This window comes from Siphonobacter sp. SORGH_AS_0500 (assembly GCF_031453245.1).
In the GTDB taxonomy this organism is placed as follows: Bacteria; Bacteroidota; Bacteroidia; order Cytophagales; family Spirosomataceae; genus Siphonobacter.
In genome coordinates this window covers 69,008-84,902 of record NZ_JAVIYT010000007.1, presented here as the reverse complement: position 1 = coordinate 84,902, position 15,895 = coordinate 69,008, and the positions used below count along the sequence as shown (strand labels likewise).

11 protein-coding genes are annotated in these 15,895 nt (G+C 44.5%); 7 read left to right on the top strand and 4 right to left on the bottom strand.

Annotated features, from left to right (window positions below):
* Positions 1 to 24: 24 nt before the first annotated feature.
* The 4 genes from QE357_RS22870 to QE357_RS22855 all read left to right on the top strand — a co-directional run bounded on the left by QE357_RS22870 (position 25) and on the right by QE357_RS22855 (position 5,478).
* A complete protein-coding gene (locus QE357_RS22870) occupies positions 25 to 930 on the top strand; it encodes an ankyrin repeat domain-containing protein (protein ID WP_309712976.1) in 906 nt (301 codons plus the stop codon).
* 12 nt (positions 931 to 942) lie between these two features.
* Entirely contained in the window at positions 943 to 2,271 is a 1,329-nt protein-coding gene (locus QE357_RS22865) for a hemolysin family protein (RefSeq protein WP_106638117.1), read from the top strand.
* 6 nt (positions 2,272 to 2,277) lie between these two features.
* The gene (locus QE357_RS22860; RefSeq protein WP_309712972.1) at positions 2,278 to 2,550 is read left to right on the top strand and encodes a hypothetical protein; all 273 of its coding nucleotides are present in this window, start codon (positions 2,278 to 2,280) and stop codon (positions 2,548 to 2,550) included.
* A 438-nt stretch (positions 2,551 to 2,988) separates the two neighbouring features.
* Complete coding sequence (locus QE357_RS22855) at positions 2,989 to 5,478, top strand: ATP-binding protein (RefSeq protein WP_309712969.1); 2,490 nt, start codon at positions 2,989 to 2,991, stop codon at positions 5,476 to 5,478.
* 67 nt (positions 5,479 to 5,545) lie between these two features.
* Here QE357_RS22855 and QE357_RS22850 read toward each other — a convergent pair whose 3' ends face one another.
* Positions 5,546 to 7,684 (bottom strand): PAS domain S-box protein, encoded by a 2,139-nt coding sequence (locus tag QE357_RS22850; RefSeq protein ID WP_309712967.1) that lies wholly within the window; start codon positions 7,682 to 7,684, stop codon positions 5,546 to 5,548.
* Between the two features lie 665 nt (positions 7,685 to 8,349).
* Between QE357_RS22850 and QE357_RS22845 the strand changes: the two genes are divergently transcribed.
* Positions 8,350 to 9,279: a helix-turn-helix domain-containing protein gene (locus tag QE357_RS22845; RefSeq protein ID WP_409050283.1), complete on the top strand. Its 930-nt coding sequence runs from the start codon at positions 8,350 to 8,352 to the stop codon at positions 9,277 to 9,279.
* A gap of 93 nt (positions 9,280 to 9,372) precedes the next feature.
* Positions 9,373 to 10,137, top strand: coding sequence for an SDR family oxidoreductase (locus QE357_RS22840; RefSeq protein ID WP_309712961.1), 765 nt, complete (start codon positions 9,373 to 9,375; stop codon positions 10,135 to 10,137).
* A gap of 380 nt (positions 10,138 to 10,517) precedes the next feature.
* On the opposite strand, the gene QE357_RS22835 is transcribed toward QE357_RS22840, so the two are convergent.
* From QE357_RS22835 to QE357_RS22825, 3 genes are read right to left on the bottom strand one after another with little or no spacing between them, the layout of a single operon-like run.
* On the bottom strand, positions 10,518 to 12,419 hold the full coding sequence (locus QE357_RS22835; RefSeq protein WP_309712959.1) for a family 2A encapsulin nanocompartment cargo protein cysteine desulfurase: 1,902 nt from the start codon (positions 12,417 to 12,419) through the stop codon (positions 10,518 to 10,520).
* A complete protein-coding gene (locus tag QE357_RS22830; protein WP_106638111.1) occupies positions 12,403 to 13,323 on the bottom strand; it encodes a family 2A encapsulin nanocompartment shell protein in 921 nt (306 codons plus the stop codon). Before QE357_RS22830 ends, QE357_RS22835 begins: the two co-directional genes overlap by 17 nt.
* A 38-nt stretch (positions 13,324 to 13,361) precedes the next feature.
* Complete coding sequence (locus QE357_RS22825; protein ID WP_309712955.1) at positions 13,362 to 14,162, bottom strand: serine O-acetyltransferase; 801 nt, start codon at positions 14,160 to 14,162, stop codon at positions 13,362 to 13,364.
* 567 nt (positions 14,163 to 14,729) lie between these two features.
* Between QE357_RS22825 and QE357_RS22820 the strand changes: the two genes are divergently transcribed.
* Positions 14,730 to 15,674, top strand: a complete 945-nt coding sequence (locus tag QE357_RS22820) for a bifunctional helix-turn-helix transcriptional regulator/GNAT family N-acetyltransferase (RefSeq protein WP_309712953.1) — start codon at positions 14,730 to 14,732, stop codon at positions 15,672 to 15,674.
* Positions 15,675 to 15,895: the final 221 nt, after the last annotated feature.

Below are 15,895 nucleotides of genomic sequence, written 5' to 3'. Positions count from 1 at the left end.
TCAAATAGAATCAAACTTTAGCCCATGTTTAAACGTCTGATTGTTTACGGATTGATTATCCTGTTGGGTCTGGGACTTACTTCCTGTGACTTATTTTGGGAAGATCGTCATTACAGTCAGGTAGATTACCGACTGTTTAAAAATACGGCGGTCTGGCCGCTGGCGAAGCTATTGGATGCGGAAGAAATGGACGAGATCCGGGATTTCATTCGAAAAAATACCTTTGATCTGGAAACCATCGAACGCCGCTACGGACAAACGCTTTTGATGATTAGCGTACAAAAAGGGCAGGTTAAAGCAACGCAGGCTTTGCTGGAAGCGGGTGCCAATCCTAATGCCCACACGGCTTACAATGGCTCGTCTCCTATGCTCGAAGCGGCCCGACTTCAAAACCCGGAAGCCGATAATACAGTTATTCTTAAATTGCTACTGGCCCATAAAGGAAATCCGAATGATGAAACCCTAGTTTCCATTCAGGATGGAACCATTGAAAGGGAAACGCCGCTGTTGATTGCCTGTGGAGATGTTACCCAGACTTTACATCCCGTTGAAAAGGCTAAGGTTTTGGTGGAAGCCGGGGCCGAAATCAACTATGTAAACCCGAATTCTAAAACGCCATTGTTGCGGGCCATTGAATTTAACCATTTTGATACAGCCTTGTACTTACTGGAACACGGAGCGGATTACAAACGCCTCGTAGCCGACCGTAGCCAATACATGGAAAGTGGTCAAAAAGTATATCTGGTACATATTTTAAGAGAAAAAATAGTCCCGATGGAGTCGATACAATACCGACAGAAGATGCAGGTTGTCGATTTTTTATCGCAAAAGGGCATTCATTATCGAAACGAGCCGGTTCCTCCGGCCATTCAGGAAAAAATTAAGTTACTTTATCCCGCACATTACCAAGATTATCTCAACCGATATTAATTCAACCCATCCATGTTACTCAATTTTTTAATTACCCTGGTGCTGGTGCTACTTAATGGTTTTTTTGTAGCCGCCGAGTTTGCGATTGTCAAAGTCCGGGCTTCGCAACTGGAACTCAAAGCCCAGGCCGGAAATGCGGCTGCCCGTCTTTCCACGCGTATTCTTTCCAATCTGGACGGTTACCTGGCCGCTACGCAGCTGGGGATTACCTTGGCCAGTTTGGGTTTAGGATGGATTGGTGAACCGGTCGTTTCTAAAATTCTGATTGCGTTTATGCACAGCATTGGACTGCAACTTGATGAAACGCTGGCTCATCAAATTGCCCTGCCCGTTGCCTTTGCAGTCATTACCATTCTGCACATTGTTTTCGGTGAACTGGCTCCAAAGTCGCTGGCGATTCAGCAGGCGGAAAAGACAACGATGGCCGTTTCGTACCCGCTTCAATTTTTCTTTATCATTTTCCGTCCAGTAATCTGGCTTCTCAATGGCATTGCGGCTGTTGTGCTCAAGACCTTTGGTATCACCGTAAGCCATAGCTCAGAAGTGCATAGTGCCGACGAGTTAAAGTACCTCGTTCACCAAAGCCAGCAGGATTATGAATCGAAGGAAGACCATACCGAAGGTTCTGATTTAACACTGGTTGAAAAAGCTTTTCAGTTTTCCGAACGTAGCGTCCGTCAGATCATGACCCCCCGCACACAGATCTTCGGAATTGATGTCAATGAATTTTCCGCCGAGACTTTACAGGAAGTAATCAGTGAAAATTATTCCCGCATTCCCTGTTACGAAGAAAACCTCGACCACGTTCTGGGAGTTGTGTATCTGAAAGAGATCTTGCTCAAACTTCAGGATGATAAGGAACTGGATATTCGTTCGCTGATCAAACCAACATTTTTCGTGCCTTCTACCAAGCGAATTCGTCCGTTACTACGTGAATTTCAGCAAAGCCGGCAACAAATGGCGGTCGTCATCAATGAATACGGCGGTACCGAAGGGTTGATTACGATGGAGGACATTCTGGAAGAACTGGTGGGTGAGATTCAGGATGAATCGGATGAAGAACGTCCGCTGGTAGAAAAGCTGACGGAAGATACGTATCAGCTTAAAGCTACCACTTCCCTATTGGATGTCAATCCTCTGCTGCCCCGGCCTATTCAGAAACGAGCGGGATATGAAACGTTGGCGGGTATATTAGTGGAGCGTTTTGGAAGACTACCCGCCGTAGGTCAAACCACCGTGGTCAATCGGTATGAAGTATTGATCAGCACGATTGAAAACAACGCAATTGGTTTGGTGCAGTTACGCGATTTAGGTGACGAACCCTCCGAAGATGAAGAATAAAAACTTATGATGTTTGTTCACCAATTTGGCACGGCTCTGTGCATTTTTATATTTCTGTTCATTCAGGGATTACTACTGGTTTACATCGTCAATAAATATCACCAGAATAAAAAAATCACGATCCCGGCGTTTTTAATGCTGGGATTTTGCTTCTCCGTTACCCTGGGGTTATATTATTTCCTGGATGTTATCAATGAGTTCTACCTCATTCCATTGATTGTAATCTATGGTCTGGAAATGGTAATTCTGCTGGTATTTTATTCGTTAAAGCGGGTATAATTTTTTAAAACATCAGCCTTTCGAAACCGTCTGCCAAAAACTTGCAGACGGTTTTTTTTAGTAGTAAAAGCTATGAGCCAATCTTTACTCGAAACAAAGCCTCGCTTCCTCGGAATGAAGTTCGTTTACCACCCTTATAATCAGGCCGAATATTTAATTTAGCCAGGCGATTACTTGCTGGAAAACATTAGCTTTTTCAAGCTAACTTTAGCATTTTACTACTAATCAGGCTTTTAAAACTTACGTATTGCTGTCGTAGAAGAACTTTAAATAACGCTATTAGCTATTCCTGTTTTATTAGTTATAAATGCGAATTTCTTACGCAAAGCAGGTAGATGAAAACACTAGAAAAGAACAGGGACTACAGCTCTACTATTAATTATTAACAATATCTACAATTTCGGGTTTACTTCATTACAAATCTGATTTAACGTACCCATGTCAAGCTCCTTGAATGCTGCGGATGAATTAAAGCGAGTGGAAACGTTGAAAAGCTATGCCATTCTTGATACTTTACCCGAGCAGGACTATGAAGATATTACTCAGCTAGCCGCCGAAATCTGCCAGACTCCCATCGCCTTAATCAGTCTGGTAGATGAACATCGACAGTGGTTCAAATCCAATCGGGGATTGGACGTTCGTGAAACCCCTCGAGAGCAGTCCTTTTGTGCTCACGCGATCCACCAGCCTTCGGAAACGTTGATTGTAGAAGATGCCCGAACGGATCACCGTTTCGCAGAAAATCCATTAGTAGTAAGCGACCCTCACATTGTTTTCTACGCCGGAGCCCCCCTGGTTGACGAAAATGGGATGGTATTGGGCTCTTTATGCGTGATTGATCGCCAAACGAAAACGTTATTACCCACCCAGATTTCTGCCTTAAAAACGCTTTCCAAACAGGTAATGAGGCTTCTGGAACTTCGCAAGAAAACCCTTGACCTGGAAGAAAGCGAGCGAAGATTAAAGGAAGAAAATGCCGCTTTATTAACGAGCCAGAAACGTTTTGAAACCGTTCTGCGGCATGCTCCTATTGGCCTGGGCTTATTGAGCGGCGAAGAACATGTGTTTGAATTAGTTAATGACCGGATTGCTGAAATGGGTGGTCACACAGCCCTTGAGATCCAGGGTCAATCCTGTCTGAAAACGTTGCCAGAGTTAACGCGTCAGGGTTTAAAGGAAATTCTTGATACCGTCATTCAAACCAAACAACGGTTTGCTACCCCGGATCTTTCCGTTCAACTCCTGAAAGATGGAAAACCCGAGACAGCCCATTATTATGTAAGTTTTGAGCCTGTCTGCGAGGCCGATGGCAAAGTCAGTATTGTGAACTTTTGCATGAACATTACGGAGCAGCTTCGGTCTCAACGGGCTTTAGAGGCCAGTGAAAGTCGCTTTCGAGCCTTACTGGAACAATCTCCCATTGCTCTCGGCCTATACACCGGAAGGGAGATGAAAATTGAGATTGCCAATGAGCTCATGATTCAGTTTTGGGGCAAGGGGAAGGCAGTGCAAGGCAAGCGGATTGAAGAGTTATTGCCCGAATTAAAAAATCAGGCTTTCTTACAGTTACTTGACCAAGTCTATACCACGGGTAAGGCTTATTCGGCCAAGGGCATGCGAGCTGACCTGGTGATATACGGAGAGCTAAAAACGTTTTACTTCGACTTTACCTACCAGCCCATTCGTGATCTGAATGGTGAAGTATATGCCATTCTGAATGTGGCCATCGATGTAACCGAGGAGGTAATTTTACGACAGAACTACGAACAAACGCGTCAGGCTCTTCAAAACGCCATTGATTTATCACAACTAGGGATCTGGAAGGTGGACATAGCTACTCAGACTTCCGATTTTTCGCAACGGATAACGGATTGGGTAGGCAGCCCTGACCCGTTGACACTCAGCGATACCATTGCCGCTATCGTACCCGAAGACTTACCTGCTTTTGAAGCAGCCTATAGCAGAGCATTTGACGTCTCGTTGGGGGGTGGACTTGAAGTGGAGTACCGATTAAAAAATAAGCATTCGGGTCAGGTTTATATACTTCACTCCAAAGGCCAGATGCAATTTGATGAAAAGGGTAACGCCGTGTCGCTGTTCGGGTTCAGTCAGGATGTTACCCAGATTAGGTCGGCTCAGCTTGCTCTGGAAAATCTGGTACAGGAACGTACGTTGGAGCTTACCCAATCCAATCATGAACTAAAACGATCTAACGATAATCTGCAACAGTTTGCTTACGTAGCCAGTCACGATTTACAGGAGCCTCTACGTAAAATTCAAACCTTCAGCTCATTACTGTCAGATCGAACGGAGGGTCAGTTAAATTCGGATACGCAGCATCTCATTGACCGGATTAATGTAGCCGCCCAAAACATGTCGCGTCTGATTAATGATCTGTTAAATTATTCCCGAGTTACTACCCGCCAACAGGAGTTTTATTCGGTTCCATTTAATACCGTCATTGCAAGCGTACTTGATTCGCTTTCACTGGCGATTCAGGAAAAAAATGCTCAAATCAGGTTAGACGATTTACCCATAGTCAAAGGAGATGAAAACCAATTATATCAACTCTTTTTGAACTTGCTTTCCAACGCCCTTAAGTTTAGTCCTGAGGGAGAGCAGGTAACGATTGCTGTGAACCATCGCCTGGTAGAACGAAGTATGCTGCCGTCAACCTATAAAATTATGAGTCCGGCCAGCATTTTCCACGAAATCACGGTTGTGGATCAGGGAATTGGTTTTGATGAAAAATACGCCGACCGAATTTTTCTGGTTTTTCAACGGCTTCATACGAAAGATACCTTCCCAGGAACCGGAATTGGGCTGGCGATTTGCCAGCAGGTAATAGAGAACCACGGTGGGTACATCACGGCAAGCAGCAAGGTGAATCAAGGATCAACATTTACGGTGTATTTACCCGAGGCATAACTTGTCATAGCTTTTACTACCCAAGAAGCCCTTTCACGAAAAAGGGCTTCTTGGCTTGAAGGGCAGGTTACACCGGAAAATAAACATGGAAACTGGCTCCTCTGCCGGGTGCACTTTCAGCGGTAATGGCCCCTCCATGATTTTCAATAACCCGTTGACAAATCGCCAGCCCAATTCCGGTTCCTACGTATTGTTTTTTATCGTGTAACCGTTGGAAAACTTCGAAAATTCGATCTAAAAACTGCTCATCGAAACCGATTCCCTCATCAATAACGCTAATCTGATAATACCGATCTGCTTTAGTAATAGGCACCACTACTGGAGGTAACTCGGGCCGATGGACAATTTTAGTAGTGATATGAATGTGAGGAGAGCTGGCAGGTTTAGCAAATTTTATTGCGTTCGAAATCAGGTTTTGAAAAAGCTGACTTAGTTGCGACTCATCGCCAATAATGGCTGGTAAGGGGTCAATTTTAATTTGAGCCTGTGTTTGTTCAATGCTCAAATCCAGGGTTTCCAAGACCTGCTCTATCACCTGATTTAGCGAGACTACATGAAAATGATCTTCCTGATTAATCATTTTAGAGTAGTTAAGCAGATCCTGAATAAGTGTGGACATTTGCTCGCCTGCCTTACTGATGCGGTTCAGATACGACAGGCCCTCATTACCTAACTGAGAACCGTATTTATGACTGAGCAATGAGCCGAACGTCTGAATCTTTCGAAGAGGTTCCTGTAAGTCATGACTGGCGACGTAAGCAAATCGCTGCAAACGGTCGTTGGACAGAGACAATTGCTGGTTGGATTCTCCTAGCTCTTCACTCGATACCTGCAATTCTTCGTTACTGGCAGCCAGCTCATACCCTCTTTCTTCCAGCTCCTCGTTCAAGGCCTGTAATTCTTCGTTACTAGCGGCAAGCTCTTCGGTGCGTTCCTGTAGGGCTTCATTGGCGGCCCGAAGTTCTTCCAGACTGGCTTCCAGTTCTTCGGTACGCTGTTGCACCAGATATTCCAGACGGCTCAGTAAGGTCTTTTGTTCGTGAATGTCCGTAGCCCGGCATACCCAGCCGGTAAGCTTCTGATTTTCGCCAAAAAGCGGCACAAATTCAATTTCATGCCAGCAATAAGCACCGTCATGGCGACGTAACTGACTTTCGCAGATGAAGCTTTTTTCTGTTTGGAAGCTTCTCAGAACTAGCTTTTCGAAAGCCTCAAAGTGTTCCGCTTTAAACAGTCGCTGCCAGCCATCCTTGCGACTTTCTTCCAGGGTTAAGCCCGTGTATTCCTGGTAACGCTGATTTTGAAACGTAATGGTTCCTTTGGTATCGAGCAGGCATTTCAACAACAAGCTCCCTTCCATCATGGCCTGAAACTGTTGCTTCTGCACTTCCAGATCACGTCGGGCCTGCACCTGCCGGGTAATGTCGGTAGCAGTGTGAATAATGCCGTAAATTTCTCCCGATTCTCTCCTCAACGGAGCGTAGGAGTAGTTAAACCAGAATTCCTGTAAGCGACCATCAATCATAAGCGTAGCCGCTCCCTCGGAGTTATGGTGGGCAATACCTGTATCGAATACCTCCTGTAGCAAATGGAGAAAAGGCTGGTCTTCAAGTTCAGGCAGGGCTTCTGAAAACGTTTTCCCGTTGACAGACGCATCCTTCCCCCAAATCGTTAACATAGCATCATTAACCGCCTCAATTATCATGTCCCGGCCTCTGTAAATGGCCGTTGCGGTGGCTGAACTGGACACTATATTACGCCAATGGTGTTCACTGGTTTCCAGTTGATGACGGGTATCCGTTTCCCTGCTTATATCCTGGGCGACACCAGAAAACCGAGAGGCTTTACCCGATTCGTCAAAAAATGCCTGTCCTCTGCAGTGCAACCAGCGGAGCCGTCCGTCTTTTGCTCCCAGCGTCCGGAAAGTGACATCATACTTACCTGATGACTCAGGATTTAGAGCCCACACAATAGCCTCTCGAACCATTGAACAATCCTCAGGATGAATGAGGTTCAATACCTGTTCATACGAGACGACATCCGCCCCCGAAAATCCATACAACGACTGGCATCGTTTATCCCACCAAACGAGCTGTTGATCAATGTCTAAATCCCAGGTACCCACCCGAGCGGCTTCTAAGGCTGAGGTTAACCTTTCTATATTAGAAATTTTCTCTGCAAAGGAGAGAGATGGGTTACTATTCATGAATAATACTTTCTAGACCAAAGCGAAAGATACTATATAAAATCCTTGAATATGTATTTTCAAGATGGATTCCCCAAGCATTTGTCAATGCTGGCATGCCCTCCACCCTTCATACGTTTCTTTATTAACTCTATTCTAAAAACAGTGTTATGGTTTGGTGGCGGATTTTTTCCAGAATTTTTCGGTGAATAGACTGGCTTCGTTTGGGGTTACCCCAGGTAAGGGTTATCATTCTTTAATTACCCTGGCCGGAATACCCGCCACTATGGTTACATCCTAGGCGATTCCTGCGTTCATGATATTGCCGGAGCCATGCCTTACATAACAGAGCTTTCAACCCTTACACCGAACGACCTTATAAACCAGTAAATCCGGTTACGCTCAGCTTTGTTAAAGATAATACTAGCATGATTTCATATTAACGAATCATCCCAGTTATGGAGCTTCCTGGGATACGGTTTCTACTTTTCTTATCAGGCATTACCAGAAAGGGTTGCTGATGCCAGTGTGGCCCGGCCAGCTTTTTCGCTGGCAGCACTAATTAATTAACTACACCACCAGAGTAAGCAGTACTACCAACAACCGTTAGTTACCTACTACATCCCATCAAAATGGTTTGCTTCCATTATCTTTGAATTTCGCAAACGGCACTGACAATGAAAACCCTGAAAGCTACTACTCTGCACGAATTCTATGAACATACTTCCGACTTCTCTGGCAAAGAAATTAGTTCGCTTCTGCCTCCCGGCATCGACAAGGAAATTGGGCACTTCAATATATTTGACATTGCCGATACGATTGAGAAATTCAAACGAAAAACCACTATGCCCTATAACCGTCGGGCTTATTATAAAATCAGTTTGATTCAGGGAGCAAGCCGGGCAGAATATGCCGATAAGGTCATTGAAATTGAAAAAAACGCCCTGTTGTTTGCAACCCCTAAAGTGCCCTACCACTGGGTGCCTACTGGAGAGGGGCTGTCGGGTAACTTCTGCATTTTTACAGATGCCTTTCTAATCAAGTCCAAAAGCGGGGTAGAGTTAGACGAGTTACCCATTTTTCAGGCGGGTGGCTTTCCTGTATTTCAGCTTGAAGACGATCAAGCTAAAGACATTCTTCTGATTTTCAATAAAATGAAGCAGGAAATCGCCTCGAACTATGCCTTCAAATATGATCTGCTCCGTACTTACGTCATCGAACTCATTCATTACGGTCAAAAGCTGCAACCCGCTACTGTTTCTCAGCCCGCTCAGACGGCAACTACCCGAGTAAGTTCTTTGTTTGTGGAATTACTGGAGCGTCAGTTTCCCATCGAATCACCGAACCAGAAGCTGAGTCTTCGTTCGGCCAAAGATTACGCAGAACGACTTTCAATTCACGTCAACCACCTGAATAAAGCATTGAAAGAAAGTACCGGAAAAACAACGACCGACATGATCAGCAACCGGATTATTCAGGAAGCTAAATTATTGCTGAAGCAAACCGACTGGAACATTTCAGAAATTGCCTACAGCCTGGGTTTTGAAGAAGTGGCACACTTTTCTAATTTCTTCAAGAAGCAAACGTCATTTACTCCTGTGGCTTTTCGTTCGTAGCTTTCCATGATTGAATTTCGCAAACATTGGATTGATCCTTACAAACACTGCCCTCGGTAAATCGCCCAATTTTGCAGAAACAAAATCAAGAACATGGAATCAGTAAATAAAATTGCATTGGTAACTGGCGGTAGCCGTGGGTTAGGTCGTAACATGGCTATTCGTCTTGCCGAAAAAGGCATTGACGTAGTGCTAACCTATAATAGTAATGAAGCAGCCGCTAATGAAGTAGTCGCTGAAGTTCAGTCGCTTGGTCAGAAAGCCATTGCCTTTCAACTCGACACCAGTAATACACAGTTATTCAGTAATTTCTACGAGCAGGTCAGTGCTTATTTACAGGAAACGTACGGAAAACCAAACTTCGATTTCCTGATTAACAATGCCGGAACGGCTCTCTATGCTCCTTTCGCCGAAACAACGGAAGAGCAATTTGATGAGATGTATAACATCCATTTGAAAGGCGTTTATTTCTTTACTCAAAAAGCATTACCTCTGCTGAACGATGGAGGCCGCATCATTAATATTTCGTCCGGTCTGGCTCGCTTCTCTTTTCCTGGCTCTTCGGCTTATGGTTCCATGAAAGGAGCCATTGAAGTTTTTACAAGGTATTTGGCGAAAGAATTAGGCTCTCGCGGCATTGCTGCCAATGTGGTGGCTCCTGGTGCCATCGAAACTGATTTTGGTGGAGGCCGCGTTCGGGATAACAAAGAATATAACCAGACCGTTGCCAGTTTGACTGCTCTGGGTCGGGTGGGTTTACCCGATGATATTGGCGGCGTAGTAGCATTCCTTTGTACTGAAGAAGCCCGTTGGATTAACGCTCAGCGAATCGAGGTTTCCGGTGGAATGAATTTCTAACACGGGTTTTATACCTTTTTCGAAGGCTGTTCCGCAATGAACAGCCTTTTTTGTTGACAGGCTATCTCGAACGAGATGGCTCACGATTCTGGGGAAAGGTATTAATGTGGGTTTGTTACCGGTTAGATTATTTTTATCCCCCGGCCAGACGCGATAAAGTCGTTACATGCTAAAAGCCCTAATTTTTTTATTTGAACGACGTTAGAGCCTTTTCGAAGTGGGTTAGTAACCCAACGTTTCTTTGCTTCGGATGAAAGATTCGGAGGTATAACGGCAGGTGGAACCTGCCTTAGGATAGGAACGAGATGAAATCTCGCACCAGTGGTCTTATACTATGAAAAGCTGTGAATTAGTAGTCAAATTCACAGCTTTTCATTCCTTTATTTTCTACTACTTAACCGTTGAATAACGGCAATGAAGCGGTCTACATCTTCATACGTATTATAAAAAGCCAGGGATGGGCGGACCGTTGTTTCAACACCCAACCTGCGTAAAATAGGCTGAGCACAATGGTGTCCTGTACGAACAGCGATGCCTTCTTCATTCAAAGCTTTTCCAACTTCGTCGTTAGTGTATCCTTGAAGGGTGAATGACAGCACACTTGCTTTTTGTCTAGCCGTGCCAATCAACCTTACCCCTTTGATGGGTTTCAGGTAGTGTGTCGCGTATTCTAGTAAAGCGTGTTCGTACTGCCCAATTACTTCCATACCGATTTTGGTAACGTAATCAATCGCAGCTCCTAAACCTACGGCGTCAGCTATGTTACCAGTACCCGCTTCAAAACGGTTGGGGGCATTATGATACTTGATGTGTTCGAATGTAACGTCCTGAATCATATTACCACCGCCTTGCCACGGCTCGGTTGCGTTCAGAATTTCTTCTTTCCCATACAACACGCCAATCCCGGTAGGGCCAAAAACCTTATGTCCTGAGAAAACAAAGAAGTCGGCATTGATAGCCTGAACATTAATAGGCATGTGGGAAACCGACTGAGCTCCATCGACCAATGTTTTCGCCCCAACCGCCTGAGCCATTGCTACGATTTGTTGTACGGGGGTGACCGTCCCCAGAGCATTGGAAACCTGCGTAACCGCCACCAGTTTTGTCTTTGGGGTAAGCAATTTGGCATATTCCTCTAAAAGTAATTCGCCGTCGTCATTAACAGGTATTACTTTCAGTTTCAATCCTTTCCGATCCGACAATCGCTTCCAAGGAACAATATTGGCGTGGTGTTCTAGATTACTAACAATGATTTCGTCACCTGCCTGGAGATTTTGATCTCCCCAGCTTTGAGCTACCAGATTAATTGCTTCGGTTGCACCGCGAACAAAAATGATTTCGTTCGTAGACTTAGCCCCTAAAAATGCCCTTACTTTTTCCCGAGCGGCTTCATAAGCATCCGTCGCCCGAGCGGCTAATTCGTGAGCGGCCCGGTGGATATTTGAATTTTCGTGTTGATAGAAATACGAGATTCGATCAATGACCGCTTGCGGTTTCTGAGTAGTAGCCGCGTTGTCAAACCAAACCAGTCGTCTGCCATTCACACGTTCTTCCAGAATCGGAAAATCTTTTCTGACTAACTCACCCAAACTTCCTCCAAAAGAAGAATAGTTCACTTTTTCATGAAATACATCTTCAGGCAAAAAGTAATAGCTATTCGGAATAAAACGATCTGAAAAGGAAGTAATCTGTGGAGCAGGTTCAGATGTTCTGATCTGTTGCAGAACCTCATTTATACTCAAAAAGTCAGAAACGTTTTCAAAAAAAGGAATCTGAACGTTGGGATATAAAAGTGGGTCCGCATGAACATCTTGCTGCTGCTTTGAGCTAGCAATGTTTTCATCCGGGAAACTGGTTTCGGGCTTATTGATATTAAAACTATCGCCCTGTTTCGCATACGAAGGCGACGCTCCACTTCCTGCTACTGAATTCGGAATACCACTGGTATACGGCGGATTAACGGCAGAAGGAGACGCAACATTTTCTATAGCAGGAACGAAACCAGTTAGGGACGAAACACCTGTTGGCGAACCCCCAAAGCCCCCAAATGCAGTTGGTGTCTGAACTGCCGAAACTGGATTTACTGCTGGTATTTCAATTTTTGAAGGAATATTGCCCCCCAAGACATGCTCAACAACTCCCCACGCTTTAGGATGCGTAGCGGGATCGAGCGAAAAATCTTTAGGCACTTCTTCGGGCAATGCCTTGAACAATTGATTAGCAATATCCTGTAAAACAGCAGCATCGGGAATTTCGGATGGCTGGCTAGTATTTATACTCATGATAGTTCGTTAAATCTACATCGTCGAGTACGGCAATGGCATCATCTACCAAAACAGCTAATGAGCAATAGAGTGAGACCAGATACGAAGCAATGGCTCTATCGTTAATACCCATGAAACGCACGGATAAACCTGGCGTTTGCTCTCCCTGTAAACCAGGCTGAAATAACCCAACCACTCCCTGACGGCTTTCGCCCGTGCGAAGCAGAATAATCTTAGATTTACCGTTTTGGATAGGTAATTTATCTGAAGGAATCAGCGGTATGCCTCTCCAGGTAAGGAATTGTGAGCCAAATAGCGAAACGGTTGGTGGTGGAACGCCACGACGCGTACACTCTCGACCAAAAGCAGCAATTGCTTGGGGATGCAGCAGAAAAAAGCCAGGTTCTTTCCAGACTTTGGCAATGAGTTCATCAAAATCATCTGGCGTAGGGGGGCCTATCCGAGTTTTGATACGCTGCGAAGGCACGACACTATGCAACAAGCCGTATTCCTTGTTATTAATCAACTCGCTTTCCTGACGTTCCTTAATGGTTTCAATCGCTAAGCGTAATTGTTCAGAAATTTGATTATAGGGGCGGCTATACAAATCGGAAACCCGCGTGTGAACATCAACAATGGTTTGTACCGCCGCTAAATTGTATTCCCTCGGGTTATCAATGTAGTCAACGAAGGTCTGCGGAAGTACTCTTTCGTCCCTTGCCGAGCAGTCTACTTCAATCTGAGAAGCGTCTTTTACCCTGTTCAATCGGTAAACCCCTGATTCGACCGGAACCCAGTTCAATAGTTTGGTAAGCCAACGGGGTGAAATCGTCACCATCTGCGGCACGGTACGCGTGGCGATGGCTAACTGCCTGGCGGCGGCATCACCTAGTGATGTCTGTTGTTTCAACGATTCTGCCATAATTAATTGTTGTTAGGTTGTTACGAACGGATTAGATATTATACTTTTTCTGACGGGGTAATTCTTAATTGGTGAGTATTAAAAACGTTTGAGTACGGCTCGACACTTTTGGTCAGAAATACGCTGCCTCCGATGATCGAATTCCGGCCAATAACCGTTCTCCCTCCAAGAATGGTTGTTCGGGCATAAATGATGACATTATCTTCTACAGTAGGATGCCGTTTGGTTTCGGCCAATTCTTTAGCTACTTGTAGAGCCCCAAGCGTAACACCCTGATAAATAGACACATTATTACCAATAATGGCCGTAGCTCCAATCACGATGCCTGTACTATGGTCAATCATGAACGGCACCCCGATGGTGGCCGCGGGATGAATATCCGTACCCGTATTACGGTGAGCGTATTCGCTGAGTATACGGGGCAGCACCGGCACGTTCAGACGAACCAGTTTATTAGCAATCCGATAAACAGCAATGGAGTAAAATCCTGGATATGAAACAATTACTTCGTTGATACTGGTAGCCGCGGGATCAAATTCATAAATTTTTTTAGCGTCCATTCTTAAGTTAGAATAGATCTCTTCAATTGAATTATAAAACTCCCTACCAATATTTTCGATGTCAAATTGAGTGGGGTTAAGGTAGCTTAATAAAATGTTCTCAAGGTCAATCTGATTTTTCTTTAATAACCCTTTATAAGATGTCACTTTAGGCAAATGGGTGCCGGGAAAAAGGAAGTGAATTAAATCGGTCAGCCAGCTAATGGCCTCTTGTGCGGATGGCGTTGCCTCCCATTCAGCTAGGTGTATTTTTCTCAGGTTTTCAATAAACAGGCTCATCCTCTACGTCATTCTGAAGGTTAATTCACTATCTACATGCTTTGCAAGTATAGACAAAAAAATAATAAGTCTATAGAGTTAGTAGATTTATATCTTTTAAAATTTTGAAATGCTGCTTACTCTGTAATAGGTAAGCTAATAAATCCACGAATATGAAGTGTAGCCTGTAATAGAAAAGTATACTATCATTAAACTTCGTCACCGGTCTTTTCAATACCTTAGCTGCCCCCCTTCCGGCTGTCAAATAAAGTTTAGTTTCCTGTTTTTCAAGTAAAAAAAAAAGGCACTTCATAGGTAATGTTTTAAGAGAGATCTTATGTGGAATGGACTAGTGTTAATCACTAGTGAAGTTTCTCGAGTTCAAATAAAATCGCAAACCTGTTAAAATATCCTTCGATTTACGCTGAACGGCAGGTTCCCGCCTGCTGTATGAGTAGGAACTAAACAGAATCTCGCACCAGTGGTGCACGACTTCTCTCTTTTATCTAAATCATCATTTTTAAAGAGCTTTTAACAATAATTCTAAAATAATGATATATTTGAATAAGCACTTATATAATTACTGATATGAATTTCTTCCAGCGAACCGGTCCAATGGCCTTAGGAAGCCGATTAAGACAAATGAGCGAACGCATGACCCAGGAAGCCGCCAGAATTTATGGCATGTACGACCTGGAAATGGAACCACGCTGGTTTCCCGTGCTGTATAGTTTGGGCCAAAACGATGGACAGTCGGTTGCTCAACTGGCTGAAGATATTGGTCATTCGCAAGCTTCGGTCAGTCAGATTATCAAGGAAATGGCGAAGCAGGATTACATCACCATAACCAAAGGGACAACAGATGCCCGGAAAACAATTGTTACGCTTTCGGATAAATCCCGGCAGCAATTACCGGCTCTGGATACCCAGATGAAAGATGTAGCTATGGCCGTTGAAACCATGCTGGCTCAAACCCAGCATAACCTCTGGAAGGCCCTCGATGAGCTGGATTATTACCTGGATCAGCAGGGTTTGTTTGATCGCGTTAATCAGCAACGCAAACAGCGGGAGAGTCAGCAGGTGGTGATCGTCCCTTACTCGGAGGAATACCATGATGCTTTTCGGAGTTTGAATGTGGAGTGGATTACGGCCTATTTTAAAATGGAAGTAGCCGATTATCAGGCTCTTGATCATCCAAACGAAAAAATTCTGGATCGTGGTGGATTCATCTACATCGCTCTGTACGAAGGCGAGCCTTTAGGTTGTTGTGCCTTAATTAAAATGGATGATTACACTTACGAACTTGCCAAGATGGCCGTATCGCCCAAAGCTCAGGGCAAACACATGGGTTATTTACTCGGGAAATCCATTTTACAAAAGGCCAAAGAGCTTGGAGCCGAAAAAGTTTATCTGGAAAGCAATACGCTGCTAAAGCCCGCTATTCGCCTGTATCATAAATTAGGTTTTCAGCAGGTGCAAGGCTATCAGTCACCTTATGAGCGTTGCAATATTCAGATGGAGGTGAAACTTTGATAGATGTAAAAGCTGTCTAAAATTTGGAATCGAAAACCTGAATGCGATCCTTCGCCTGGTTAGGACTGACAGGATTGGGATAACGGCAGGTAGAACCTGCCTAATCGTAGGAACGAGAGGGAAGCACCAGTGGGTTTTAGTTCGTCTCTACGTTTTAAACCAAAATTCTTAGAAGCCGACTACACTACAAGTTCCTAAGTAGAGACGCGACTTTATCGCGT